The following is a 25,487-nucleotide window of genomic DNA, read 5'->3' as shown; positions in this document are numbered from 1 at the left end:
GTTGCGAAGCGCCGTAGCGGGCACGGTTACCGTCGTGTTCCAGGGGCACTGCTCCCGGTTCGCAGACATGGCGCCTGGCATGTAGTCGTCATCGGCCCCTGCCGGTGGCTCGATCGCCGAAGGAAACACGCCCCACTGCCGCTATCCATCCACGCGGGGCACGATGTGCGCGTTCAGCCCGGCGATTACCTCGGGGGAGAGATGGAGCGGCATGCCGAAGCGGTTCACGATCGATCACACCTGGAACGCGCGATACACGGCGAGGCGCGCGAACCCTTCGGCGGCGAGGTTGTCGCCGTAGGTGAACCGGAACGTCTCCGCGAAATTGCGTGTTCGCGCGGCGGCCGCGCGACCGGCGAGCACATCGGGGACCTACGCTTTGTCGTCGGCGTGCCGTCCATGATGCCGGGTAGCGTCGGCCACTCGATCTGGCTCCGCTCCTACCTAACCGTTGTTGCGCCCTTCATTCCTGCGACGTCGGAGCTTGAACAGCTCGCCCGTCCGCACGATGCGCAGCAGGGTGACGAGCAGGAGCCCGCCCGCGAGGTTCAGGCCCAGAACGGGCAGGAACCACAGCAGCCAGTCGAGGTAGGTGATGGGTGCGCCGCTGATGATCGCGCCGAAGGCGAACAGCGAATCCAGGATCGAGTGGAAGAGCTGGAAGCCCGCGAGGATGAATCCGCCAACGACGGCCGCCACGATCTGCGCGGGCTCGGATTCGGTGCCGGCCTGCATCCTCGTCATGAGCGTGATGACGGCACCACCGAGAATCGCCAGAGCCGCGAACTCGAGGCTGAAGGATGCGTCGATGAAGTGCTGGGCGGTTTCGGCGAGTACGGGATGCCAGTCGGGAAAGGCCGCGACAATGATCGCCATGATCAGCCAGCCGCCGATGAGGTTGGACAGCAGCGTGCCGCCCCAGAGCTTCAGCATCTGCATCGCGGTGCCCTCGCGGGCCACGAGCGCGGCGACCGGCATGAGGAAGTTCTCGGTGAAGAGTTCGCTGTGTGCGAGGAGGAGCGCGATCAGGCCGACGCTGAAGCCGAGCCCCGCCAGGAGATGATCGCCCGTCTCGTGGAGGATGCCGAGGTAGACGAGCACACCGATGCCGACCTCGACCCCGCCGAGGAACCCGGTGACGAGGGTCGCGCGGAAGGTCCGGTGCAGCCGCTCCGCGCCCTCGCCAACGACCTCCTCGAACTCGACCTCGATCTCTTCTTCGACCGCCTCGTCGTTGGAGCCGTCCTGGCGTCGTTGCTCTGCACGTGCTTCGCGCGAATGGCTCATCCGGCCATCCTCGCAGTCGCACGTCGTGGTGGGGCCGCTAGGGGACGCGGAGTGCTCCCCGCTCGCGACAACCTCGCCTACGCCACCCAGTCCCCCACCGCGCAGAGCAGCCGCGTCTCGTCGTCGGCATCCGTCGGCGGCTCGAGGGCCGGAGCAGGATGCCGACATGGTGGTGCTCCTGCACCGCGAGCCCGCGTACGAGAAAGACAGCCCGCGCGCGGGCGAGGCCGACCTGATTGTGGCCAAGCACCGCCGCGAAGACCGTGGATGCCACGGCGCTGACAGTCCTCGTCGGTCTGCTTGTGGGTGACGAAGCGGGCGATATGGGCTCGGCGTCGTCGCACCCCCATCCGCTGACAGCGCCTCCGCCGTGCCGGTCATCTGGCGTGCGCTTCGGACGTGGCCAAGGGTGACGTCAAGTGGCGCGGCATCAGGATCTCTTGGCTGCCCTCGTTGCTGTCACCGGTCGCGACGACAAGGGTTTGCGAGCCGACCTACCGCCACCATCACCCGGGCGGGCCTTGCTCCTCGCCGAAGGTCCAAAGACGCTCCCGACCACTAACGTGCCCCTCGCGTGCCCGGAGTCGGAACCGGCCGCATGTGATCCAAACAGATTGAGGGGCAAGCATGGCTATTCGCACTCGACGTGGCTGGAAGTCGCGCATCGCTGCAACCGTTGGTGCCTTCGCATTGATGACGACGGGGGCCGTCGTAGCAGCCGCGCCCGCGAGCGCTGCGACCGTCTTCTACAACTGCGGAAGCAACTGGTTCGAAGCGTACGGGGGGCTGACGGCGACCGGAAACAGCACGAAGTATCGCGCCTACGCGCAGCTCGGAGATTCCGTCGCGTGGGGCGCGAACAGCACCAGCGACACGTTCGCTCGCAGGACCGGATTCAGCACAACGCACGACGGCAAGATCTTCCGCGGAAACGCGGTCATTTGCGACTAGGAAGAAAGCGTGGGCTCCCATCCGTCTCGGATGGGGGCCCACTTATCGTGCGAGGAGTGCATGTGAGAATTTCGAGGCTGATGCTTGCGGTCGCGGCGCTAGCTCTCACCGGCTTGGCGATCAGCGCTTGCACGGGGACGCAAGAGGAGAACCCGAACGCGAAGCGGGCGTCTTCGTTCGAGGATCTTTTCACGCAGTGGCTCGCTGCGCCCGACGCGACGGCGTACGACAAGGTCGTGCTGCAGGAAGCGATCGAGACGGGACGGATAACACAGGCTCAGTATCAGGAAGCGCTCGACCTCTACATCTCCTGTATGTCTGACGCTGGATACCAAATGCGGCAGACGCGATATCCGACGGGCGTCGTCAACGTGCAACCGCCGGCCTCGGTGGACGATGCTGACGCGTTGATGACGACGGATTCGCTGTGTCAAGAGCAGACGTCAGTCTTCGTTGTCATGGGCTACGAGACGCAGCAGGGTAACCCCGATCTGTACGCAGACGCCGCCACCGTTGCCTACACGTGCCTGAAGAAGAACGGGCTGATCGCCGACGACGTGACCCTTGAGCAGGTCTCCGCCTTTCTCACAGAGAGTCATCGAAACGTCTACCCGTTCGACGTCCACGACCTCGGAGTGAAGTCGTGCTTCTATGCGGCGGGGATGGGGTACGACATTGACGAGACGGAGTGATTCGTCGCGGGTGCGCCTTTCGTCGCTGTTGATCACATTTGTCGTGACGCTCGGGCTGGCATGCGGGTCCTTGCTGGCCCTCGTGGCCCTACCTGCGCCGCCCGCAGATCTCGCGCCGGCGAGTCGGCCATCGACGTTCCGCGTCGTCACCTCCGAATACGCCGACCCGAGAACGCTTCCCCTCGAGGTGAACTTGGCCCCATCTGTCGAGCTGAGTGCCTCTGCGAGCGGGAAAGTGACGCACCTGGTCTGCAGCGCGGGTGTGGCTCTCCGCAGCGGTGACATCGTCATGCGCATCGACGATCAGCCGGTGGTGGCTCTCGCGAGTTCCGTGCCGTTATATCGCGACATCACCTGGGGGGTGGACGGTACCGATACCGATGCGCTTCGCGTCGCGCTCGGTGGTCTGGGCTACCCCGTCACCGAAACTGGCCGCTATGACGGAGAGTTGCGAAACGCCGTGGCGGCGTTTCAACGCGACCACGGAATCTCCCCTGCGGACGGTGCGCTTCTGCTGTCATCGGTCCTGTGGATTCCGCACGTTCAATCCGTCCCGCGCGAGTGCCCGCTGAGTGTCGGACAGTACTACGCGAGTGGGGAACTCTTTGCGACGGTGTCTGGCGCTCTGAAATGGCTGCGCGCCGTGCAGACTAGCGATATCGCGGTCATTCCGGGGCCCCGCCGCGTCACTGTCCTCGGCGTCGGGGCGACGATGAATGAAGACGGCGTCATTGATGATCCGCGCGAAGTCGATGCGATCGAGTCCGCACCGACCTTCGCGGCGACGATCGCGGCAATCGATTCCACGCCATTGACAGCTCAAAGTTCACTGGTCTCGCCAGTGTCTGTCGTCTCGTTGCCACCGGCGGCTCTGTTCGATGTATCGGGGCCGGCGGCCTGCGTCGAAGGCGACGATGGTGCCGTTGCAGTCCAGATCATTGGTACGGGCATGGGCGCGACACTGGTCCAGTTTTCAGGCGATACGGCTCCGAGCGAGGTTCTGCTGAACTCTTCTCTCGCGGGTACGGGGTGTGAGCCGTGACGGCAAGGATCCGACTCGTGGATGTCGGGTATGCCTACGATGGTCACCCTGCCCTCTTCCAGGGGCTGGAAGCGGATATGCGCGGCGGTCAATCGTGGGCGATCACGGGGCCGTCAGGTGCGGGCAAGTCGACGCTTCTTGGGCTTATCGCCGGGTGGGAACGGCCGTCGTCGGGTTCCGTGGACGCCACCGGGGTGAAGAAGACGGCGTGGATCTTTCAGAACCCGCATGGTCAACCGCATCGCACGGCCATCGATCACGTCATCTACCCCCTCGCTGCTGCTGGCTGCTCCCGAGCGGACGCGTTCGACGAAGCGAAGCGCGTGTTGGGTATGTTCGGCCTCGTCGACGTGGCGGCGCGCCCGTTTTCCAGCCTTTCCGGTGGGGAAGCTCAGCGCCTCATGCTCGCCCGCGCCGTCGCTACCAAGGCGGATCTGCTTTTGGTCGACGAACCTACCGCGCAACTCGACAGGGCAGCGGCAAACGTCGTCAACGCCGTCCTTGGCAACCTGGCAGCGCGGGGAGCGATCGTGATCGTTGCGACTCACGACGCACAAACGATGAGCGCGTGCGAGTACCGGCTGGCTCTCGAAGGAGTTCGTGAGCGGAACCCGAGTTGGTCCGCATGAAGGCTTCATTTCAGGCCGCGGAGGCGCTTGAGAATGTCAGGACAGGTACCGCACGAGCGGGAGTCCTGGTCGCCGTCGTCTTCGCGGTCGTGATGTCGGCGATTCTGTTCGATCTGCTGAGCGTGTTGCTCATCGCTTCCAAGGTTGACGCGTTTCGCGCGTCCGGCGGTGCCGTGCGCGTTCTGGCAGCGGCGGATTCGGTCGACCCCGCGGCGTGCGAGCGACTTGCCGGCATGGACGGTGTCGCTGGTTCTGGGGCGGTAGAGGAGCGGAGTCCCGTGGTCATGGACGCCATGCCGGGCTTGAAGGTTCCTCGCTACTCGCTGTCACCCGGAGTTGCCGAGATTTTCGACCTCGACGTTGTTGATCGTCCCGGCTTCTACCTCGCATCCGACCTTGCCGCCAAGTGGGGGTTGCAACCAGGATCCGTCGTCGCGACCGACGTGGGACGAGTCGAGCTACTGGGCACCTTCGACTATGACGAGACAGACGGGCGCGATCCGCGCTTGGCCAACGCGTTCGTTGATATCGCGGCGATGGAGTCCGCGTCGGAGTGTTGGGCCGAGATCTGGCCAGCCGCCGGTTCTGCCTACGACGGCTTCCTTCACACGGCGGTTTCGTCAGACGCTGTGCTGACCGCTGACGTTCAGATATTTGCTTTCAACCCCGATGTGCGCGTCGGCGTCGACGGCTACCGCGAGTTCAGGGACAGGCCGAGTAAGTACGCGTTGGTGGCGGTCACGGCGGTGACCGCCGTCGTGGCCGCCGCGGGAACCGTCCGCAGGAGACTTGAGATGTCCAGCAACCTGCACGCGGGTGCGAACCGTTTCGATCTCGTGGTGGTGACGCTGCTCGAGGTGCTCATTGGACTCGTCGTCGTCACCGTCGCGGCCACGGCGATCGTGGCCTGGATGTTGCGGATGCTTCTCCCTGAGGCGACAGAGCAACTGCTCCCTGCCTACGTGTGCACGATCCTGCTCGCGATGCTCGGAGGCGTACTCGGAGCCGTCGCCCCGATCGCCTTCCAGTCCGAGGAGCAACTCTTCCGGACCTTCAAGCGCCGCACGTGAGCCGGAGCACTCGTTCTCGCCCGGGGCTACTTCTTCCGATTCGCCAACATGGCCGTAGCGGGATTACCGCCGCTTAAGCGGTCGGCTGTCGCTCACGGCACCCAGTACCCCACCGCGCAGAGCAGCCGCGTCTCCTCATCCGCATCGGCCGGCGGCTCGATCGCGGGAGGAAACACGCCCCACTGCCGCCACTCGTCGGCGTTCGGCACGACGTGCTCGTTCAGCCCGGCGATCAGCTCGGGGGAGAGGTGGAACGGGATGCCGAAGTGCTTCGCGATCGAGTACGCCTGGAACGCGCGGTAGGTCGCCATGTGCGCGAAGCCTTCCGATGCCGGGTAGTCGCCGTAGGTGAATCGGAACGTCTCGGCGAAATCGCCCGTTCGCACGGCGGCCCCCGCCGCGTCGTTGAGAGCGTCGTAGGCGGCGATCGGGTCGTCGCCCAGGAGGTCGGTGCCGGCGAACGGGTCGCCGTCAGCGGCCGCGCGACCGGCGATCACATCGGGGATCCACGCTTCGTCGTACGCGTGGCTCCCCAGGATGCCGCGCAGCGTGGGCGATTCGAGCTGACTCCACTCCTTCGGCACGGGGGCGGAGAAGTCGGCGGGGTCGATCCGATCGATGACGTCGCGCAGCGCGGCGTCGGCGTGGAGGAAGAGTTCGTCCGGTGTCATGGCGCCGACGGTACTCCCGGCCGCCGACACAGACCAGGCCCCGTACCGGGGTTACGCCTCCAGAAGCTCTTCCGCCTTCGTTCGCATGGCGTCGAGTACCCGGCGGGTCGTCTCCTGCTCCGTCTCATCGATCCCCTCGACGAGACGGACCGTTGTTCCTGTGACCGCCACGCGCGCGGTCGTGAGCTCCGCGGTTCCGCTCGCCGTCAGGGTGCCCGCGTCATCGACCAGCCCTGCGGAGCGAAGGTGGCCAAGCACCTCATCGACCTCTCGCAGGTCGGTTCGGAGTCCGTCCGCGACTCTCTGTCGCCAGTGCGGGTCGGAGCCCGCAGCGCTCGCGGCGTTGAGTACGACCCAGGCCGGATAGCCCGGAATCCGAGTTGACGACAAGACCCGCGTCAGCATCGCCCGCAGTGCATTTTCGGTCGGGCCGATCACCGTCGGCAGGGGGCGTGCAGATGCCATGGGTCCTCCTAAGATGTTGGTATCACCAAGACTGTGTTGGCGGCACCAAGACTGTATTGGTGCCACCAACAGAAAGCAATGCTGTGTCCTCTGACCTCACCTCCTTGCCCACGTGGATTCTGAGTGCGGCCGCGACTCGGTCGCACCAGGTGCTCCAGTCGCTGCTCGCACAGGCGGGCGTCAACGGTTACGAGTACCGCTGTGTAACGGCGCTCGCCGCGGCCGAGCAGCTGAGCCAGACCGATCTCGGTACGGCCGCGGCGCTCGACCCTCGCGATGTCACCCACACGGTTCGCGGCCTCGAAGCCCGCGGCCTCGTCCAGCGCGTCAAAGACGTCAGTCACGGACGCCGCCAGCTGGTCTCCCTCACCCCCGAGGGCCAGCAGGCAGCCGATCGCCTGGCCGCAATCATGGGGGAGGTTCAAGACACCGTGTTCAGCGACCTGACCGAGAAAGAACGCACCACACTCCTCTCCCTTCTCGAGCGTGTCGCCCGGGCCTGAATCGCCTCACTCGCGCGGACGGCGGGGCTCGAACACTCCCCACCCACGACGACGGGGATGAATGCCGTGACTCAACCGCTGCGCTACCGTCGCGTTTCAGGGACATAATTGCGGCTCGCGAACATGGCTCCGGGGAAGTTATCCGAGGCGGCCCGGGCCCATACGCCGGGCACGTACCCTGGCGACATGGAATACCTCATCGTGTTGGCAGTCACGTTGCTGCTCGGCGCGGTGGTTCTCGTGTGGAGTTTCATTCATTGGCGCAAGACGCGGCGGACCACGCGCGATGACCTTCTCCGCGTTGGCGACGACACGGAATTGAGCCCGTACGAGGCGTCTCGCCGAGCCGAGGGCAAAGCGGCCTGGACTCGAATCAGCGGTGGCGGAGTCTGATCGGGCCCCTCTTGAAGGGCACGCGCGCCTTCGGTGCCGGTCGGTCCGGGCTTCTCGCGCGATTCTCTAGGTCAACGCCGCCGTTCGGTTCGAGCTGACTTAGCCGAAGCTGGCAGAACTCCCTTATTAGAAGACGATCCTGAGCTGGCCTCACGGCGCCAACCTAGACGCTGGGAGTCACCATCGGGGGGCGCACCAGGTCGCTAAGACGGCCGTGGCCTCAGCTCGTACCGGACGTGGCTACGCTCGGAGGCGTCCGCTGCTGCGGTCACCGATGATCCTCTACGACTCGACGAGAAGGTGCGCATCGTGCCGTTTCCCCTCATCTTCATTCCCATCGTCGCTGCGGCGGCAGCGGTTGGAGGCGGAATCGCTGTAGTCATCCCCCGGATCGCGAGGAAGCTTGAGAACCGACGAGTCGCCATCCTCGGCGGCGCGAATGTTGGCAAGACAACATTGCTTCGAACGCTTCGGGACGCATCATCTCCTGATAACGCCCTTACTGAACTGGACCACTCGTGGGCAGGGTCATTTCAGATGGACGTACGCGGAAAGGCGGTAAATTTTGACGTGCCCCGTGATCTAGCCGCGAGCGACGTCGACTTTTCATATAAGCAGTGGAAGGACGCGTTCTTGAGCGCAGACTATGTCTGGTACGTCTTTCGCGCCGACCTGGTGGCGGCGGACGATGCGGACACGCTTGAGGGAGTGAAGGAGCACCTCGACCGATTCAAGGCGTGGATGGATCAAGGCAAATCTGTGCGGCCGAAGGTCATCTTGATCGGTACGTTCGCTGAGCTGTCTCCTCAGTTCGAGGACGATTTTGCTGGACTAGTCGACACCGTGAGATCAGCGGCTCCAATCAAACTCGGCATGGTCAAGCTCCACAACGCTGGTCTGGTCGTCGGCAGTCTGCTGGCAGCGAAGGATGCCAAGAAGCTGGTCAAGCGCATATCGAGTAGCCTCTGACATCCATGGTTGCCAGGTTCGACATTTCTGTAAGCAGCCAGCGCTTTTCAAACCTCAGTGATTGGACGAAGTCGTGACTGATGAATCTGGGGCGGGGTCGTTGCCGCGGTCGGTACTGGTTGTAGACGGACGCCTTTACCGGGAACTTTCCGAAAGCCCCGATTCGGTGGCTCTTCTTGAAGATCTCGATGCGATGGTTATTCCATACTCTGGCAAGCCCGAGGTGAACGTCGCGGAAGTGGGCGCGCTACGGCGACTTCTTCTGGCAGCGGGCCAACTCTCACCGGATTTGCTCCTCGTAAAGAACCCATACACGCCGGACACATACGAACCCGCCGATGTTGCCGTAGAGGCATTCGCCCTCGCCAAATACCATGCGCTCGCCAATGTTGCCAAGCACCTCGGCGCGACCAAGGTCATTTTCGTAGACGCACAGGTCGACAACACGGATGCATCCTTCAGCGCCGGTGCGCGGGCGAAGGTGCCATTGGCGAAGGCGGACGCCCACGTAGCGCGGGATGTGACGCAAAAGATTGCCAAGAGGCTACGTGGTGAGATGGCCTTCGACGGCTCGGCGCCCGACCTCGACTCGGCGATCGAGTCCCTTCGCGTGCGAAATCTCATGAGCGACCAACAATTGCGTTACTTAATCGAACTTCGAACCGGTAGAAACCCCATCACTAGCTACAAAATGACGCTCAGCGGGACTCGCGAATCGTCTGCCAACCTGCGGAGCGCTCTGAACCTCGCTATTAACGTGCCCAAGTCTGGTGATGGGTCGGCGTCGTTCAACAGGGCCGTGAATACAGTCTCGAACATTGACATCACAACGGAGATCACCTTTTAGTTTGGCGACGTTCTGCCAAACCGAAGAGCAGCTACTCAGGCCGACTTCCAGCGACTTAACGTGCACCGCGCAGGCAGAATTTGCCGAACTCGGTTCTATGCTCTGCCGCGTCCAGACCGCACTGCGCTTCGTCGTTAAGCCTCTGCGGCGCTGCATTCCATAGCCGATGAAGTGTCGGCACGACGAGCCTCTTGCTCGGCGCGGTCTTGAGAGCCTCCGCAGCGCACCAGCGTTGATGAGCGAGTATGGAAGTCATCGCGGCGCTGACGCCGCCTGCTCGCTGCTCGACCTTCGGAGTGCCTACCTGTGGTCAACCATGTCAACTTCATCTGGAACATCGCCGAGTCTCTGCGCGGTCCGTTCAAGCCGTCTGAGTACGGCTCGGTCGTCCTCCCGTTCACGGTGCTTCGGCGGCTCGACGCAGTTCTGGCGGACACCAAAGCTCAGGTCCTGAAGGTCGCTCCGACCGTCGATCACGCCCCAGATGTGTTGCGGCACATGAAGCTGACGGATGCGGCGGCCCACCAGTTCTACAACACGTCGCCGTTCGACTTCGCGAAGCTCGTCGCCGACCCGCAGGACCTCCGAGCGAACTTGTCGTCGTACCTCGCGGGCTTCTCTCCGAACGTGCGCGACATCTTCGAGCGGTTCGAGTTCGACAAGACACTCAACAAGCTGGCCGAGAAGAACAAGCTGTTCGCTGTGACGGAGAAGTTCGCCCAGGCTGACTTCCATCCGCGAACAGTGAGCAATATCGAGATGGGCCTCGTGTTCGAGGAGCTCATCCGGTGGGCGAACGAGCGCTCGAACGAAACCGCCGGCGACCACTACACCCCGCGTGAGGTCATCACGTTGATGGTCGAGTTGCTGTTCGCGCTCGACGACCACGGGCTGTCGAAGTCCGGCGTAGTGAGATCCATCTACGACCCGACCGCGGGCACCGGCGGCATGCTGTCGGTCGCGGACGAGTACCTGCGGAAGATGAACCCGGGCATTCAGCTCAGCCTGTACGGCCAGGACTACAACGACCAGTCGTACGCCATCTGCAAGGCCGACATGGTCATCAAGGGCCAGGATGTCGACAACATCGCTCTCGGCGACACCCTCACCGAAGACGCTTTCGACGACAAGAAATTCGACTACGGGCTCTCCAACCCGCCGTTCGGCGTCGACTGGAAAGACCAGCGCTCATTCGTCGACGACGAGCACTCCAAGCTCGGCTTCAACGGTCGCTTCGGACCGGGCACACCCTCGGTCAGTGATGGCGCGATGCTGTTCTTGCTGCACCTGGTGTCGAAGATGCGCAAGCCTGAGGACGGCGGCTCGCGCATGGCGATCGTGCTGAACGGTTCGCCCCTGTTCTCCGGTGGTGCAGGCGGCGGCGAATCGAACATCCGCAAATGGCTGCTCAACAACGACCTCGTCGAGGCAATCGTTGGCCTGCCCAAGGACATGTTCTACAACACCGGCATCTCCACGTACATCTGGGTGCTTACCAATCGCAAGGATGCCGCCCGAAAGGGGCTCGTCCAGCTGATCGACGGCCGCGAGATGTTCACCAAGCTCCGCAAGGGCCTCGGCTCCAAGCGCAACGAACTCTCCGCGACCAACATCGAGACCATCGTCGGCCTGTACGCCGGATTCGAGGACGGCGAGCACTCCAAGATCTTCCGCAACGAGGACTTCCTCTACCGCACCATCACCGTCGAACGCCCCCTCAAACTCAACTGGCATGCCACCTCCGTACGCATCGACGCAGTCTTCGAGGCGAAGGCGGTTCAGAAGCTGAACGAGACGGATGCCGCAGCCTTCCGTGCCGCCCTCGACTGCCTCGGTACCGAAACGGTATGGAAGAACCGCACCGAGTTCCAGAAGGTGCTGAAGGATGTCGCGAAAGCAGAAGGCTTCGCCCTGCCCGCACCGCTGCTAAAGACTGTGACTACCGAGCTCGGTGAGCAGGACGACACCGCCGACATCTGTACCGACCCGAAAGGCAACCCGGAGCCGGACGCCTCGCTCCGCGACACCGAGAACGTGCCCTGGGACGAGGACACCGACGCCTACGTCGCCCGCGAAGTTCTCCCGTACGCGCCTGACGCGTGGGTCGACCACTCAAAGACCAAGGAGGGTGCGGAAATCCCCTTCACCCGCCACTTTTACAAATACAGCCCACCCCGCCCGCTCGAAGAGATCGACCGCGACCTCTACGCTGTCATGGACCAACTCCGCTCAATGCTCGCTGAGGTGGAACGTTGAGTATCCAGGCCCAACTTCTCGCAGCACCACAGGTCCCTTTGCGGTACCTGGTCCGGTTCAATCCTCGCCCGACGGCGACGGAGAGCGGGGAGTCTTGCTACCTGCCCATGGAGGCTATTTCGGAGTTCGGCGCCGTTGACTCCTCCCGAATGCGGCCCACGCTTGAGCTCTCACAGGGATACTCGTTCGTGGCGGATGGCGACGTCGCCTACGCCAAAGTCACGCCATGTTTCGAGAATGGCAAGGGGTTCCGAGCTGCAGGTCTCCCCGGGGGTCATGCATTTGCGACCACCGAGATCACTGTCATGCGCCCGTCCTGCCAACTCGACTCCCGGTACCTCGCGTGGATTCTGCAGTCCGAGGAGTTCCGCGCGCCCGGAGAGGCGCACATGAGCGGGGCGGGTGGACTCAGGCGCGTTCCTGAGTCCTACGCCGCTCGGTATCGCGTTGCTCAGCCGAGCATCGATGTGCAGCGGGCGATTGCGGACTATCTGGATCGGGAGACGGCGCAGATCGACGCGTTCATCGCGAAGAACGAGGAACTCATCTCCCTCCTCACCGAACGCCGCGCGTCATCGATCGTTGATCTCATCGGAGAGCACGAGACCATTCCGCTCAAGCGATTGGTGTCGTCGAAGCGGCCGTTGACCTATGGAATCCTGCAGTGCGGGGAGCCCGTCAAGAACGGCATTCCGTATATCGGACCGTCGGATCTCCCCGGTGAGGGTGCCTCGCCCGCTCTCGAATCGCTTCGGCGCACGACTCCTGAGATCGCTGCCGCGTACGGACGCTCAGTTCTCGAGGGCGGCGATATTGTCGTGTCGATCGGTCCAGCTTTCGGCCGAGTAGGACTGCTTTCTAACGATCTGGCGGGCGCAAATCTCACCCAGGACACTGTCCGTGTGGCGACAATGCCCGAGAAGATCAACGTGCACTACCTGGTATGGGTGCTTAGTTCGCGAATCGCAGACGACTTCTGGAAGAACGAGATCCTCGGTGCGACGTTCCGCCGGCTCAATCTGGGGACGTTGGGTGAGACTCCCATTCCGTATCCGTCGATCGCTGACCAGCAGAGAATCTCAGGTGAGGTTGCTGAGGCCGTTACCAGGATCGACAGGGCCATCGATGTGGCGAACCGGACCGTCGAACTCGCTCGCGAACGTCGTGCCGCGCTGATTTCGGCCGCCGTAACAGGCAAGATCGACGTGGGGGTGGCAATGTGACCGGAGTTGCGGGGGCACATCTGGAATCGGTGCTGGAGAGCGAGATCGCCGAGCACCTTGCGGCAAACGAGTGGGAGTACTCACCGGCTGACGACGGGTATGACCGCCCGCTCGCGCTCTTCCCCGAAGACGTCCTCGGGTGGCTGAAGGACTCGCAACCGACGGAGTTCGCGAAGGTCGTTCGCCCCAATGACACCGAGGCTCAGCGGGACACGGCGGAGCGCAGCATCCTGAACCGTCTGGCGAAGGCGCTCGACAACGATCCACTGAAGAACGGTGGGACGATCCGGATCCTCCACGAGGGGTTCTCGATGGTGCCCCTTCACGGCGGCGCCGTGAAGTTCGCACTCGCGCAGTTCCGGCCGGCAACGACGAACAATCCCGACACGCTGGAGGCGTACGCGAAGATGCGGGTCCGGGTCATGCGTCAGGTGCATTACTCGGCGAAGAACCCGAACAAGGCCCTCGACCTGGTGCTGTTCGTCAACGGCATCCCGGTAGCGACGATCGAGCTGAAGACCGATTTCACGCAGCCGATCGGCAACGCCGTCGCGCAGTATCAGTTCGACCGCAACCCGGCGAGCGAGCCGCTGTTCGCGTTCGCGAAGCGATCGCTCGTGCACTTCGTGGTGTCCAACTCCGAGGTGCGGATGACGACAAAGCTTGCTCGCGAGAAGACCCGATTTCTTCCGTTCAACAAGGGTCATGACGAGGGAGCGGGAAACCCGTCAAACGCGAACGGGTCGGCATCCTCCTATTTCTGGGAAGAGATCCTGCAGCGAGACACGTGGCTGCAGCTTCTGGGGTCGTTTGTGCACCTGCAGGTCGAGGTCGACGTCGACCCCGACACGGGAGCGAAGACCCGCCACGAGAAGGTGCTTTTCCCGCGCTACCACCAATGGCGTGCCGTTACTCGGCTCGCGGAGGCCGCGCGTGGGGAAGGGCCGGGCAACCGTTATCTGGTGCAGCATTCAGCGGGCTCGGGCAAGACGAACTCGATTTCGTGGCTCGCTCACCGACTGTCGCAGCTGCACGACGCGGATAACGTCCGGGTGTTCGACACGGTGGTCGTCGTGACCGATCGGACAGTGCTCGACAAGCAGCTGCAGGATGCGATCAGCCAGTTCGAGAAGCAGGCCGGCGTGGTGCAGTCGATCACGCGCGAGTCGGGTGAGTCGAAGTCGAAGCAACTCGCGGCGGCGCTGACCGGTGGGAAGAACATCGTGATCGTCACGATCCAGTCGTTCGAGGCGCTGATCGAGTCGATTCAGACGGTGCCCGCGCTGCAAGGGCGCCGCTTCGCGGTGATCGCGGACGAGGCTCACTCGTCGCAGACCGGGTCGACCGCGGGAGCGCTGACGAAGGTGCTGTCCCCCGATGAGCAGGAAGCTATCGCGGAGGGTGCACCGATCGACTCGGACGCCTATCTGCAATGGGCGATGGAAGTGACGGCATCCGCCCCCAACATCTCGTATTTCGCATTTACCGCGACACCGAAGGCGAAGACGCTGGAGCTGTTCGGTCGCATCCCTGACGGGGGCGACAAGCCGGAGCCGTTCGACCTGTATTCGATGCAGCAGGCGATCGAGGAGGGATTCATCCTCGACGTGCTGCAGAACTACACCCCCTACAAGGTGGCGTGGAAGCTGCAGCACCCGGGTGCCGACTATGACGCGCACGGTGAGGTCGACGAGTCAACCGCCGTGAAGGCGCTCGTGCAGTACGTGCGGTTGCACTCAACGAATATCAGCCAGAAGGCGAAGATTGTCGTCGACCACTTCTCCGCCTACGCGAAGCCGTTGCTCGACGGTAAGGCGAAAGCGATGGTCGTCACCGGGTCGCGTAAGGAGGCGGTGCGGTGGAAGAAGTACCTCGATGCCTACATCGCGGATGCCGGCGTGCAGGGTGTCCGGTCGTTGGTGGCGTTCTCGGGTACGGTCGACGACCCCGACGACGTGGGTGACGGGCTGACGGAGAAGACGCAGAACCCGGGCCTGCACACCTCGGACCTCGCGGAGGCATTCAAGCCGTCGACGTTCAACGTGATGATCGTGGCGGAGAAGTTCCAGACAGGGTTCGACCAGCCGCGCCTCGTCGCAATGTACGTGGACAAGAAGCTCGGCGGTGTTCAGGCCGTGCAGACTCTGTCGCGGCTGAACCGCACGTACCCGGGCAAGGACAAGACCTTCGTTCTCGACTTCGTCAACGAGCCCCTCGACGTGCTCGATGCGTTCAAGGACTACTACCGCAAGGCGGAGTTGACCGCGCTCACCGACCCGAACCTCATCTACGACCTCGTCACAAAGCTCGATGCGTCGGGGATTTACACGATGAGCGAAGTGGAGCAGGCGTTCGATGCGGCCCTCGCCGGTGGGACGAACGTGAACTCGAAGGTATCGGCGGCGACCGCGCCGGCGGTGAACCGCTTCGGGAAGCGCTGGCTCAACGCGGTGCTCGACGGTGACAAGAGCGAGCAAGACGAGCTGCGTCTGTTCAAAGCGGATGCGGGCCAGTTCGTGAAGTTCTACGACTTCATCTCGCAGGCCCGGAACCTCGAAGACACCGACCTGCCGCGTCGGCACTACTTCTTCCGCCGGATCCTTCCGCAGCTGTCCACCGCGACCTACGAGGAGCCGGTCGACATCTCCCAGGTGCAGCTCGCCGGGCACAAGATCACTGCGGGCGAGGCTGTGAAGCTGAACCTGGAGAAGGGGGCCGGGCTCGACCCGATCACCGCGATCGGCTCCGGGGCGATTCACGAGAAGCACCGCAGCGCGCTCGAAGAGATTATTGAGAAGCTCAACGAACGCCTCGGAGACAAGTACGGCGTCGGTGTGATCGACATCACGATGAACCACATCGTCGGCAAGCTCGCCCTCGACTACGACCTCGCGCGGCAGGCCGAGGTGAACACGCCCCAGCAGTTCGCCGAGTCGCCGGCGCTGCCGAAGGCGTTCACGAAGGCTGTCGTGGAGGTGCGCGAAGAGACGCCCGCGTTCATCGACGATCTGCTTGGAGACGGTGGTCTGTTTGCCGAGCTGGGCAAGGCGCTGCCGGCGATGCTCTATGAGTACCTGAAAGACAAGGGTGCGGCGCGTGGCTGACCTCAAGCTGTTTCGAGTTGCCGCGGGGGTGGCGACCGAACTTCACAGCACGACCGTCGCGCTCGAAAGATCGCTTCAGCAGCTCATCGAGCGAAATATGGAGGAGATGTTCGCGACTCGATTCTTGGCGAGTGAGTTCTCCACAGGGCAGCGGCACGGTGGCCGCATCGATTCGCTTGGTATCGACGAGAACAACTCTCCGGTGATCTTCGAGTACAAGAGGGCCACCAACGAGAACGTCATCAACCAGGGGCTCTATTACCTGAACTGGTTGCTCGATCACAAAGCCGACTTCACGTTGCTGGTCATGCAACGGCTTGGGCCCGAGGTCGCCGACGCAATCGACTGGCGGGCGCCTCGGCTCGTCTGCGTTGCGAGCGGATACACCCGCTACGACGAACATGCGGTCGAGCAGATCAACCGATCAATCGACCTGGTCACCTATCGGGACTTCGGCGGTGAACTCTTCGCACTCGAACTTGTGCACGCATCGCGTGTGGAGCCTCAATCCGCGAACGACGCGCCGGAGGGGCCTCGCGGGCACAGCCGAACTGTCCTCGACCTGCTCGCTCAAGCCTCTCCCGAGCTCACAGCGCTCTATGAGCAGCTCGACGCGTACTTGGTCGCGTTGGGCGATGATGTCTCGAAGAAGACGACGAAGCAATACTTCGCCTACCGACGTCTGAAGAATTTCGCCTGCGTCGAAGTGCATCCGCAGTCCCGGAACCTCCTCGTCTATCTCAAGGTCAACCCAGACGAGACCGAACTCGAAGAGGGCTTCTCCCGGGATGTGCGCAATATCGGCCACTTTGGCACGGGCGAGTTGGAGCTTCGGCTCGCATCCCAGCGTGATCTGGATCGTGCGCAGCGGCTGATACAGACGAGTTACGACAACAGCTGAGCGCGGGCTCCCGCTCCCCCCTGTGGGACACTGCCCAGGTGAAGTCATCGCGCGTTCTTCCGGTAGTGCTCGCTGCGTTGCTCGTGGGAGGCCTCGCCTCCTGCACGGTTGACCCACCGGTGGCCGCGCCCGCCGAATCGTCCTCGCCGTCGTCCACGTCGGCTCCGAAGCCCCGGCCGACGACGACACCGACGCCGCTCCCGTCAGCGACGCCGACCGTGGCGCCGACGGTGGCACCGCGCACGGATTCGGGCATCTCCGACGACGGCACTTCCGACCACGACAACCCCCGCCACCGCCCGAAGCCGCACCCGGCCCCGCGTCCGCCGGCGCCCCAGCCGAACCCGGCATCGAACCCCAACCCGGCACCGAACCCGGACCCCGCGCCAACCCTCAACCCGGGCCCGACCCCGTCGCCGACCCCGACCGTTCCGGCGGCGTGCCCGACGAGCGCGACGGATCCTGGCATCCCGGTCGCCGATTTTGGGTCGATCGCCGCCTACTCGACGACCCCGCTGGCGCAGGGGGAGAGCTGCACGGGGTTCCGCTCGTTCCTCTCGACGGGGCTGCCGCAGTACGACTCGCAGTCGTTCGAGTTCTTCGGTCACCTCGTTGACGACGAGGGCGAGGTCAACTCGATCGCGTTGATGTCGCAGGGCAACACCGTGATTCCGGGGCTGCAGGTGCCATGGCTGACCCTCGAAGAGACGGGGCTCATCTTCAACCGCCTCTCGCTCGATCAGGGTCCGGTGTTCGGCGGCATGGACGGGCTCGCCGATCTCACGGTGCCGACCACGATCAGCTACGCGCCGTGGAACATCCACGTCGAGCAGCAGCAAACCGGCCAGCCCGAGCAGGTCGTCGACATGCGCGTCGTTTCGGGCGCGATCGGCGCCGTGGGGTCGGTGTACGAGTTGACCGTGTCGGTCGATACCGGGATGGCCGGCTCACCCGCGCGGGAGCGGGCGACGCTCTCGATCCGCGCGAAAGATCTGACCGGGATCATCCAGTGGGGGTACGGACCGAACGGGTTCTTCCCGCTGTGGATGTTCGACGGTGAGCCGCTGCCCGCGTCGGGCGGCCCGATTCCGACGACGGATCAGCGCTCGGCGATCATGAACCAGTACGGCGGCGACATCGGTGCCTACCTCGCCGCGACCGGCGACCCCATGACCGGTCAGGGGTCGCAGTACTACTCGATGCCCCTGGTCAAGGTGGAGCAGTGGTCGGTGTCGATCGGCTCGTCATACGTCGCGGGCGGCACGGAGGGTCTGCTCTTCTTCGACAACCTCACCGAGACCTACAACGATGCCGCGCAATACGTCGTCGGCAACGGCTACGAGTGGACGGAGTTCTCGGTGCAGCTGCCCAACAGTCGGCAGGGCATGCTCATCGCGACCACCGGCCAGCAAGAGGTGGGGCAACTGCACTACGCGATGATCGGCGGCGCCGGATCGACCCAGTCGACCAACGGCACCCTGCAACCGACCGCGAACTGGCCGCAGGGGGCCATCCACATCGCGCCGACCGACGAGACGTGGACCTCGCCGCACAGCTGCTACGTGTACCACCTGACCTACTCGGTGCAGCTCGACGGTTCCGACACTCGCCCCGCCGCCGATCTCGTCTTCCGTGCCACCGCCGCTGATCAGGAGCTCAATGCCCTGAACCGCGCGGTGTACGAGGGACTGTTCTCGTACGAGGGCACCCTGGGCGGCGAGGCCGTCAGCGGCTACGCCTGGGGTGAGATCCAGGGCGTGCCGCCGACGGGAAAGCCGGTGCCGCCGGCCTGCGCGTAACGGCGGAGGCGCGTCGCGAACGCACCTAGACCCCCGCGTACCACCCATCCGCCCCGAGATCCGCCCCGGCCCGGGGGATGTACTGGTCGAAGTACACCCGCGACACGAGCTCGCGGCGGCTGGTGACGCCGGCCTTGTCGAAGATCGACTTGAGGTGGTCTTGCACCGTGTAGGGCGACACGTGCAGGGAGCCCGCAATCTCTTTCGTGTCGGCTCCGCGCAGCACCGCTCCGACGACCTCGCGCTCACGGGTGGTCAGGGCGAAGGCGGCGGCCACGATGTCGATGACCTCCTGCGGGCGCGCTTCTTCGATCGTCACCACCACGTCGCCGGCCCGGTCGCCCAGACCGCCGAGCGGTGCGGCATGCAGCACCAGCCACACGCCGTCGGCCGTGCGCGTGCGCGTGCGTGGCATCCGGGGCAGGTCTCCCGCGGCGAAGCGCCGCGCGCCGCTCACGAGCGCCTGGATGTAGGTGAGGGGGTCGGCTCCGGGGGCGGAGAGTTGCGCGAGTCGCTCCTGTGCGCCGGGGCTCGTCTGCACGACGCGGTCCGAGGCGTCGAAGATGATGACGGCCGGACCCGACGGGTGCACCGTCTCGCGGCGGGCCATTTGCGAGAGCAGACCGGTGCGGATGCCACGCGTCAGGGCCGGCGCGACGCTCGACAGGAACTCCAGTTCGTGCGCGTCGAACACGGCGTCGTCGCTGCCGCGGAGGACCGACAAGGTCGCCCACACGCCGGAGCGATCGGCGAACACCACCCGCGCCTCGTCGACGTAGCCGAACCGGGGGAGCACCAGGTCGGCCATGCGCTCGATGCGCTCGACCTGGCCGCCGGTGGTCGCGTGGATGCCGACGGCCACACGCCCCGCCGAGGCGATCGCGTCGTAGTGGGTGGGGTCGGGTTCGCCGCCGTACTCGATGCGGGCCCAGTCGACGTCGGCTTCGTTCTTGCCGTACAGATCGCCGAGCTTGTGGGTGCTCGAGATCATCGAGGTCGCGGGATCGGTGCTCGAGAAGCAGCCCGCAATGAACGGTACGACGGCCAGCAATGCGCCGGCGGATTCCGCCATGAAATCCGCGAGCGGAAGACCGGCGCGCGACAGCACATCGATGTCGCTGCGCGCGCGTCCGGCGGCCAAGGCGGTGACCATGCCACCAGTGTGCTCTCCCCCTCTCGTCACCGCTATCCCAGGATTCTGGGGGGAGGAATTTCCCCCGCTCTCTGGGATGGATGCCGGCCGCCGGCACGAGCAGAGTCTTCTCGTCACAGACCCGAGAGAACGGTAAAACCATGTCTTCCTCCACTGATATCGCCCTGGACGAGCGCGCCGAGAACCTGCGCGACGCCCTCGGATCCCGCATCGTCTTCGCCGGCGATCCCCACTACGACGCCGTGCGCATGCCGTGGAACGTCGCCGTCGACCAGCGCCCGTTCGCCGTCGTCACCCCTGAGTCGGCCGAAGAGGTCGTCGCGGTCGTGCGGGCCGTGACCGCGGTCGGTCTGCGGATCGCCCCGCAGTCCACCGGCCACGCCGCTCCGGGGCTCGCCGAGGCCGGCCTCTCCGACACCGTGCTCGTGCGCCTCGCGCGCCTCCGCGGGGTCACGGTGAACGCCGAGACGCGCACCGCGATCGTGCTCGGCGGATCCCACTGGAACGACGTGCTCGCCGCCGCCGCCCCGCACGGTCTGACCGCCCTGCACGGCAGCGCCGGTGACGTGTCGGTCGCGGGGTACTCGCTGAGCGGCGGCGTCTCGTTCTACTCCCGCGCGCACGGGCTGGGCGTCAACGCTGTGCGCGCCGTGCAGATCGTGACGGCCGAAGGCTCCCTGGTGCGCGCGAGCGCCGACGAGAACGCCGACCTGTTCTGGGCCGTCCGCGGCGGATCGGGGGCCTTCGGCATCATTGTCTCGCTCGAGATCGATCTGCTTCCCTACGCCGACGTGTTCGCCGGGATGCTGCTGTGGGACGCCTCGTACACGGCGGCAGTCAGCCGCGCGTGGGCCACCTGGACGGCATCCGCGCCCGAATCGGTCACCTCGACCCTGCGCGTGCTCCACCTGCCGCCGCTGCCCGAACTGCCGCCGTTCCTGTCGGGTCGGTCGGTCGTCGTGGTCGACGGCGCCGTGCTGGAGTCGGATGAGCGCGCGACGGAACTGCTCCACTCCCTGCGCGAGCTGCGGCCCGAGATCGACACGTTCTCGCGCATCCCCGCCGACGCCCTCGTGCATGTGCACATGGATCCTCCGCAGCCGACTCCGGCGGTCACCCGCCACCGGATGCTCCGCGCGCTGCCCGAGGATGCCGTGTCGGCCTTCGTGGCGGCATCCCAGGATCCGGGGCTGTTCATCGCCGAGCTGCGGCACGTCGGCGGCGCCGCCGCGCGACCGGTGCCGGGCGGAGGTGCGGTGTCGGCGGTCGCCGGCGAGTACATCGCCCACTCGGTCGCCGCGGTCCCCGTGCCCGAGGCGCACCCCGGGGCGCTCGCCGCAGCGACGGCCTACGTCGACGCGTTCGAGCCGTGGACCGGCGACGCGCTCGCGCTGACGTTCCTCGACGGCGGCATGGACCGCGCGCCCGGGTTCGGGGCGTCGCTCGATCGCCTGCGCGAGCAGAAGGCGCAGTGGGACCCGCGGAACGTGTTCGCGGCGGCGAACCCGGTGTAAGCGGTGCCGGCTCGAGCCGGGGTGGGCGGCGGTGGTCGCTCACCCCGGCTCTTTCGCATACGAGGGGTCTGTTCGCGAGCGGGAGATCAGCGGGCGGCGACGGATTCCGTCACACGTTCCGGCGCAGCGGCGCGGCGGGCCGTGGCGGCGGCGATCACCATCACGACGAGGGCGGCGGCAGTGAGGATTCCGCCGATCCACAGTGGCGACGTGTAGCCGAGGCCCGCCGAGATCCCCACGCCTCCGGCCCAGGCACCGATGGCATTGCCGATGTTGAACGCGCCGATGTTCGCGCCGGACGCGAGGGTGGGAGCGGTGCCCGCGTAGGTCATGGTGCGCGTCTGCAGGCCGGGAACCGTGCCGAAGCCGAAGCCTCCCATGAGGAACAGCGCCACGACGGTGGCCCACCCGACCTGGGCGAACAGGGCGAAGAACGTCAGGACGACCAGAAGCCCCGCGAGCAGGACGAGCAGTGTGCCGTCGATCGAACGGTCGGCGAAGCGCCCACCGAGCCAGTTGCCGATCACGAGGCCGACGCCGAACAGCACCAGCAGCCAGGGGACGGCGCCGCTCGCGAAGCCGCTCACCTCGGTGATCGTGTAGGCGATGTAGGTGAAAGCGCCGAACATGCCGCCGAACCCGAGGATCGTGACGACGAGCGACAGCCACACCTGGCCGGACCGGAACGCGGTGAGCTCGCGGCGCAGGCTGATTTTCTCTTCGGAGTCGTCCCCTCGGGGCACGAGGGCCGCGATGCCGAGGAGGGCCACCACGCCGATCGCCGAGATCACCCAGAAGGTCGAGCGCCAGCCGAAGCTCTGGCCCAGGAACGTGCCGAAGGGCACGCCGAACACGTTCGCGGCCGTCAGACCCGTGAACATGATGGCGATGGCGCCGGCCTTCTTCGCCGGCGCCACGAGACTCGCCGCCACGACGGAGCCGATGCCGAAGAAGGCGCCGTGGCTGAGCGCCGCGACGACGCGTCCGATCATGGCGACGCTGTAGGTGTCGGCGAGGGCGGTGATCACATTGCCGATGATGAACAGCACGATGAGGCTTACCAGCACGGGCTTGCGGGGGAGTCGGGTGGTGGCGGCGGTCAGGCCGAGCGCGCCGACCACGACGCCGAGGGCGTAGCCCGAGATCAGCCATCCGGCGGCCGCCTCCGAGACGGCGAAGTCGGCCGCCACCTCGGGAAGCAGCCCCATGATGACGAACTCGGTCAATCCGATGCCGAACGCGCCGAGGGCGAGGGCGATCAGTCCTAGAGGCATGAAGGGGTCTCCTGCTAACATCGTGGAGTAGTTGCACGCGCGGGATATTGCGCAAGCGGCACTAATGATTGCACACGCAATTAACCAGCGCAAGCAACTACTGACATGAGGAGGTCGCATGGGTATCGCCGACGACGCCGTCGAGATCCGCGCGCGGGGGTGGCGGACGCTCGCGGCCCTGCACGGGCTGATCGAGTCAATGCTCGAACGCAGCCTCGCGGATGCCGTGGGCCTGTCCGTCGTGGAGTACACGGTGCTCGACGCGCTGGACCGTCAGGACGGCTGGCACATGCGGATGCAACAACTCGCGCGGGCGACCGCCCTGAGCCCGAGCGCGACGACGCGCCTCGTGAGCCGTCTCGAGGATCGCGGACTCCTCACGCGCGTGCTGTGCGCCGATGATCGGCGCGGGATCTACACCGAGCTGACGGCGGACGGCCGGGCGCTCTACGAGCGAGCGCGGCCGATCCACGACGCCACGCTCGAGAGCGCTCTCGACGAGGCGGCGACCAAACCGGAGCTGGCCCCGGTCGTCGAGGCGATGCACGACCTGGCGTTGCCCTCGACCGTCGCGCGCTGAATCTCACCGGCGTGGGGCTGGGGAAAGCGAGCTTCGTCCGGAAACGGAAAAAGGCCCCGCGCGACCGGCATCCACCGTCGGTGCGAGGCCCTGTCCGCCGAGCTCAGCCCTCGAGGAACGGGTAGTCGGTGTACCCGCGCTCGTCGGGGCCGTAGACCGAGGGCTGGTGCACCTCGTTCTCGTCGGCGCCGCGCTCCCAGCGCGCGACGAGGTCGGGGTTCGCGATCGCGGGGCGGCCCACCGCGATCAGGTCGGCGATGTCGTCGTCGATCGCTTGGACGGCCTCGTCGCGCGTCGTGACGATCGAGAAGCCGGAGTTCACGATGAACGTGCCGCCGAAGGCGCGGCGCAGGTCCTGGATCAACTCGCCCGCGGGGTCGCTGTGCAGCACGCTGAGGTACGCCAGGCCCAGGGGTGCGAGGCCGACGAGGAGCGCCTCGTACGTGGCGCGGGTCTCGGCGTCGTCCTTCTCCCACACGTCCTGGATGTTGTGCGCGGGAGAGATCCGGATGCCGACACGACCGGCGCCGATCTCGGCGACGACCGCCTCGGCGACCTCGATGACGAAGCGAGCGCGCGCTTCGGGCGACCCGCCGTAGCCATCGGTGCGCTGGTTTGAGGCGGGGGAGAGGAACTCGTGCAGCAGGTACCCGTTGGCCGAGTGCAGCTCGACGCCGTCAATTCCGGCATCCACTGCTCGACGCGCCGCGGCGACGAACTCGTCGCGCACGGTCTGGAGCTCGTCGGTCTCGAGCGCGTGCGGCACGGGGTAGGCGACCTTGGTGCCGTCGGCCAGGCGCGTGTCACCCTCGATCGCGATCGCCGAGGGGGCGACGATGCGGTCGGTGCCCGTGATGAGCGGGTGCGTCACGCGTCCGCCGTTCATGAGCTGCATAAAGATCGTGCCGCCCTCGGCGTGCACGGCATCCGCCACCTTCGCCCATCCCGCGGCCTGCGCGTCGGTGACGATGCCCGGCTGACCGGGGTACGCCCGCGACTCCGCGCTCGGGTACACTCCCTCGGTCACCAGGAGGCCGATGCCCGCGCGCTGTGCGTAGTAGGTCGCCACGAGGGGGCCGGGAACGCCGTCGGCTCCGGAACGGAGGCGGGTCATCGGGGCGAGAGAGACGCGGTTGCGGACGTCGACATCGCCGACGGTGGTGGGGCTGAACAGGCTCACGGGGGTCCTTTCGAGGGGGAACGGGGCCACGCCTCCCCAACCCCCTGCGCGCGGCGGCTATTCCCCCCCTCGGGGCCTACAGGTCGTGCCCCGGTCGTACGATGGTGCCTCCCGAGAACGACCCGGAGGAACCGCGATGACCGAGAACCCCCTCGCCCACCGGCTCGACTACGACCTCGACTCGCTCGACGACCGTGCTCTTTCGGCGTCGCCCCTCACCCTGTTCCGGCGCTGGCTCGCGGATGCCGCCGACCAGCCCGAACCCAACGCGATGGTGCTCTCGACGGTGGATGCCACGGCCTCGCCGACCTCGCGCACGGTGCTGTTGCGCGGGATCGACGACGACGGCGCGCTGTGGTTCTTCACCAACCGGCTGTCGCGGAAGGGGCGCGCGCTCGCCGAGAACCCGTCCGTGTCGTTGCTGTTCCCCTGGTACGCGCTGCAGCGGCAGGTGATCGTGCTCGGGACCGCGGAGCCCCTTTCCGTGGAGCGGGATGACGCGTACTTCGCCTCGCGCCCCCGCGGTTCGCAGCTGTCGGCCTGGGCGAGCGCGCAGTCGGAGCCCGTGGCATCCCGTGCTGCTCTCGATGACGCCATGGCCGCCGTCGAGGAGCGTTTCGCCGGTGAGGGGTCCGTGCCGCGCCCGCCGCACTGGGGCGGGTACCGGGTGGAGCCGCGCGAGATCGAGTTCTGGCAGGGGCGGCCGTCGCGGCTGCACGACCGGGTCGTGTTCCAGCGTGACGGCGACGGGTGGGCGGCGGGGCGTCGGCAGCCGTAGGTTCACGGCGAAGCCTTGCCGCACGGGGACTTGTGACGCAGAGTGGGGAGGGATCCGCACTCTATCCCCCAGGAGCAGCCATGACTTCCGTCATCATCCTCGTTCTCGTCGGAGGCGCCTCCCTGGCCGTCGCGGCCACCGCGATCTGGCGCACGCCGTCGACTCGCGAGTCACTCCGGCGGTACTTCCGCTCCGGGGAGTGAGGG

25 protein-coding genes and 1 pseudogene are annotated in these 25,487 nt (G+C 65.7%); 19 read left to right on the top strand and 7 right to left on the bottom strand.

Going from position 1 to position 25,487, the window contains the following annotated elements:
• Nucleotides 1-234: 234 nt before the first annotated feature.
• Nucleotides 235-363, bottom strand: a complete 129-nt coding sequence (locus tag ACU6WY_RS14765) for a hypothetical protein (RefSeq protein WP_483820394.1) — start codon at nucleotides 361-363, stop codon at nucleotides 235-237.
• 81 nt (nucleotides 364-444) lie between these two features.
• Nucleotides 445-1,287 carry a formate/nitrite transporter family protein gene (locus ACU6WY_RS14760; protein ID WP_483820393.1) on the bottom strand — a complete coding sequence of 281 codons (843 nt, stop codon included), beginning with the start codon at nucleotides 1,285-1,287 and terminating at the stop codon, nucleotides 445-447.
• A gap of 151 nt (nucleotides 1,288-1,438) precedes the next feature.
• On the opposite strand from ACU6WY_RS14760, the pseudogene ACU6WY_RS14755 reads away from it, so the two are divergent.
• The 6 genes and pseudogenes from ACU6WY_RS14755 to ACU6WY_RS14730 form a co-directional block, all read left to right on the top strand.
• Nucleotides 1,439-1,540: pseudogene (locus tag ACU6WY_RS14755) on the top strand (DnaB-like helicase C-terminal domain-containing protein); the annotation flags it as partial.
• A gap of 374 nt (nucleotides 1,541-1,914) precedes the next feature.
• Nucleotides 1,915-2,238, top strand: coding sequence for a hypothetical protein (locus tag ACU6WY_RS14750; protein ID WP_483820392.1), 324 nt, complete (start codon nucleotides 1,915-1,917; stop codon nucleotides 2,236-2,238).
• A 62-nt stretch (nucleotides 2,239-2,300) separates the two neighbouring features.
• Nucleotides 2,301-2,930 (top strand): hypothetical protein, encoded by a 630-nt coding sequence (locus tag ACU6WY_RS14745; protein WP_483820391.1) that lies wholly within the window; start codon nucleotides 2,301-2,303, stop codon nucleotides 2,928-2,930.
• Between the two features lie 43 nt (nucleotides 2,931-2,973).
• Nucleotides 2,974-3,972 carry a peptidoglycan-binding domain-containing protein gene (locus tag ACU6WY_RS14740; RefSeq protein ID WP_483820390.1) on the top strand — a complete coding sequence of 333 codons (999 nt, stop codon included), beginning with the start codon at nucleotides 2,974-2,976 and terminating at the stop codon, nucleotides 3,970-3,972.
• Between the two features lie 17 nt (nucleotides 3,973-3,989).
• Nucleotides 3,990-4,601: an ATP-binding cassette domain-containing protein gene (locus tag ACU6WY_RS14735; protein WP_483820389.1), complete on the top strand. Its 612-nt coding sequence runs from the start codon at nucleotides 3,990-3,992 to the stop codon at nucleotides 4,599-4,601.
• Complete coding sequence (locus ACU6WY_RS14730) at nucleotides 4,589-5,671, top strand: hypothetical protein (RefSeq protein ID WP_483820388.1); 1,083 nt, start codon at nucleotides 4,589-4,591, stop codon at nucleotides 5,669-5,671. The genes ACU6WY_RS14735 and ACU6WY_RS14730 overlap by 13 nt, the downstream gene beginning before the upstream one ends.
• 92 nt (nucleotides 5,672-5,763) lie before the next feature.
• On the opposite strand, the gene ACU6WY_RS14725 is transcribed toward ACU6WY_RS14730, so the two are convergent.
• Together ACU6WY_RS14725 and ACU6WY_RS14720 are read right to left on the bottom strand one after the other, a co-directional pair.
• Nucleotides 5,764-6,342 carry a DinB family protein gene (locus ACU6WY_RS14725; RefSeq protein WP_483820387.1) on the bottom strand — a complete coding sequence of 193 codons (579 nt, stop codon included), beginning with the start codon at nucleotides 6,340-6,342 and terminating at the stop codon, nucleotides 5,764-5,766.
• Between the two features lie 51 nt (nucleotides 6,343-6,393).
• Nucleotides 6,394-6,807 (bottom strand): hypothetical protein, encoded by a 414-nt coding sequence (locus tag ACU6WY_RS14720; protein WP_483820386.1) that lies wholly within the window; start codon nucleotides 6,805-6,807, stop codon nucleotides 6,394-6,396.
• A 104-nt stretch (nucleotides 6,808-6,911) separates the two neighbouring features.
• On the opposite strand from ACU6WY_RS14720, the gene ACU6WY_RS14715 reads away from it, so the two are divergent.
• The 9 genes from ACU6WY_RS14715 to ACU6WY_RS14675 all read left to right on the top strand — a co-directional run bounded on the left by ACU6WY_RS14715 (nucleotide 6,912) and on the right by ACU6WY_RS14675 (nucleotide 18,802).
• Nucleotides 6,912-7,310 (top strand): MarR family winged helix-turn-helix transcriptional regulator, encoded by a 399-nt coding sequence (locus ACU6WY_RS14715; RefSeq protein WP_483820385.1) that lies wholly within the window; start codon nucleotides 6,912-6,914, stop codon nucleotides 7,308-7,310.
• A 186-nt stretch (nucleotides 7,311-7,496) separates the two neighbouring features.
• Nucleotides 7,497-7,703 carry a hypothetical protein gene (locus ACU6WY_RS14710; protein ID WP_483820384.1) on the top strand — a complete coding sequence of 69 codons (207 nt, stop codon included), beginning with the start codon at nucleotides 7,497-7,499 and terminating at the stop codon, nucleotides 7,701-7,703.
• 309 nt (nucleotides 7,704-8,012) lie between these two features.
• A complete protein-coding gene (locus tag ACU6WY_RS14705; protein ID WP_483820383.1) occupies nucleotides 8,013-8,672 on the top strand; it encodes a hypothetical protein in 660 nt (219 codons plus the stop codon).
• A gap of 61 nt (nucleotides 8,673-8,733) precedes the next feature.
• Entirely contained in the window at nucleotides 8,734-9,519 is a 786-nt protein-coding gene (locus tag ACU6WY_RS14700; protein WP_483820382.1) for a hypothetical protein, read from the top strand.
• A gap of 306 nt (nucleotides 9,520-9,825) precedes the next feature.
• Nucleotides 9,826-11,775 (top strand): type I restriction-modification system subunit M, encoded by a 1,950-nt coding sequence (locus tag ACU6WY_RS14695; protein WP_483820381.1) that lies wholly within the window; start codon nucleotides 9,826-9,828, stop codon nucleotides 11,773-11,775.
• Nucleotides 11,776-11,963: 188 nt separating this feature from the next.
• Nucleotides 11,964-12,998, top strand: coding sequence for a restriction endonuclease subunit S (locus ACU6WY_RS14690; RefSeq protein WP_483820380.1), 1,035 nt, complete (start codon nucleotides 11,964-11,966; stop codon nucleotides 12,996-12,998).
• On the top strand, nucleotides 12,995-16,102 hold the full coding sequence (locus ACU6WY_RS14685) for a type I restriction endonuclease subunit R (protein WP_483820379.1): 3,108 nt from the start codon (nucleotides 12,995-12,997) through the stop codon (nucleotides 16,100-16,102). The genes ACU6WY_RS14690 and ACU6WY_RS14685 overlap by 4 nt, the downstream gene beginning before the upstream one ends.
• Nucleotides 16,095-17,003 carry a DUF5655 domain-containing protein gene (locus ACU6WY_RS14680; RefSeq protein ID WP_483820378.1) on the top strand — a complete coding sequence of 303 codons (909 nt, stop codon included), beginning with the start codon at nucleotides 16,095-16,097 and terminating at the stop codon, nucleotides 17,001-17,003. Before ACU6WY_RS14685 ends, ACU6WY_RS14680 begins: the two co-directional genes overlap by 8 nt.
• A 230-nt stretch (nucleotides 17,004-17,233) precedes the next feature.
• Nucleotides 17,234-18,802, top strand: coding sequence for a hypothetical protein (locus tag ACU6WY_RS14675; RefSeq protein ID WP_483820377.1), 1,569 nt, complete (start codon nucleotides 17,234-17,236; stop codon nucleotides 18,800-18,802).
• A 25-nt stretch (nucleotides 18,803-18,827) separates the two neighbouring features.
• On the opposite strand, the gene ACU6WY_RS14670 is transcribed toward ACU6WY_RS14675, so the two are convergent.
• Nucleotides 18,828-19,955 (bottom strand): helix-turn-helix transcriptional regulator, encoded by a 1,128-nt coding sequence (locus ACU6WY_RS14670; RefSeq protein WP_483820376.1) that lies wholly within the window; start codon nucleotides 19,953-19,955, stop codon nucleotides 18,828-18,830.
• Between the two features lie 140 nt (nucleotides 19,956-20,095).
• Between ACU6WY_RS14670 and ACU6WY_RS14665 the strand changes: the two genes are divergently transcribed.
• Nucleotides 20,096-21,469 (top strand): FAD-binding oxidoreductase, encoded by a 1,374-nt coding sequence (locus tag ACU6WY_RS14665; RefSeq protein ID WP_483820375.1) that lies wholly within the window; start codon nucleotides 20,096-20,098, stop codon nucleotides 21,467-21,469.
• Nucleotides 21,470-21,555: 86 nt separating this feature from the next.
• Here the strand turns inward: ACU6WY_RS14665 and ACU6WY_RS14660 are convergent, their stop codons facing one another.
• Nucleotides 21,556-22,743 carry an MFS transporter gene (locus ACU6WY_RS14660; protein WP_483820374.1) on the bottom strand — a complete coding sequence of 396 codons (1,188 nt, stop codon included), beginning with the start codon at nucleotides 22,741-22,743 and terminating at the stop codon, nucleotides 21,556-21,558.
• Between the two features lie 118 nt (nucleotides 22,744-22,861).
• Between ACU6WY_RS14660 and ACU6WY_RS14655 the strand changes: the two genes are divergently transcribed.
• A complete protein-coding gene (locus ACU6WY_RS14655; RefSeq protein ID WP_483820373.1) occupies nucleotides 22,862-23,323 on the top strand; it encodes a MarR family winged helix-turn-helix transcriptional regulator in 462 nt (153 codons plus the stop codon).
• A 103-nt stretch (nucleotides 23,324-23,426) separates the two neighbouring features.
• Here the strand turns inward: ACU6WY_RS14655 and ACU6WY_RS14650 are convergent, their stop codons facing one another.
• Entirely contained in the window at nucleotides 23,427-24,503 is a 1,077-nt protein-coding gene (locus ACU6WY_RS14650; RefSeq protein WP_483820372.1) for an alkene reductase, read from the bottom strand.
• A gap of 136 nt (nucleotides 24,504-24,639) precedes the next feature.
• On the opposite strand from ACU6WY_RS14650, the gene pdxH reads away from it, so the two are divergent.
• Nucleotides 24,640-25,281, top strand: a complete 642-nt coding sequence (gene pdxH, locus ACU6WY_RS14645; RefSeq protein ID WP_483820371.1) for a pyridoxamine 5'-phosphate oxidase — start codon at nucleotides 24,640-24,642, stop codon at nucleotides 25,279-25,281.
• Between the two features lie 80 nt (nucleotides 25,282-25,361).
• A complete protein-coding gene (locus ACU6WY_RS14640; RefSeq protein WP_483820370.1) occupies nucleotides 25,362-25,484 on the top strand; it encodes a hypothetical protein in 123 nt (40 codons plus the stop codon).
• The last annotated feature ends 3 nt before the right edge of the window (nucleotides 25,485-25,487 follow it).

The sequence above is a fragment of the Microbacterium sp. ZW3a genome (assembly GCF_057167165.1).
Note: the sequence above shows the minus strand (reverse complement) of the source record. Positions and strands in the feature narration are given on the sequence as shown.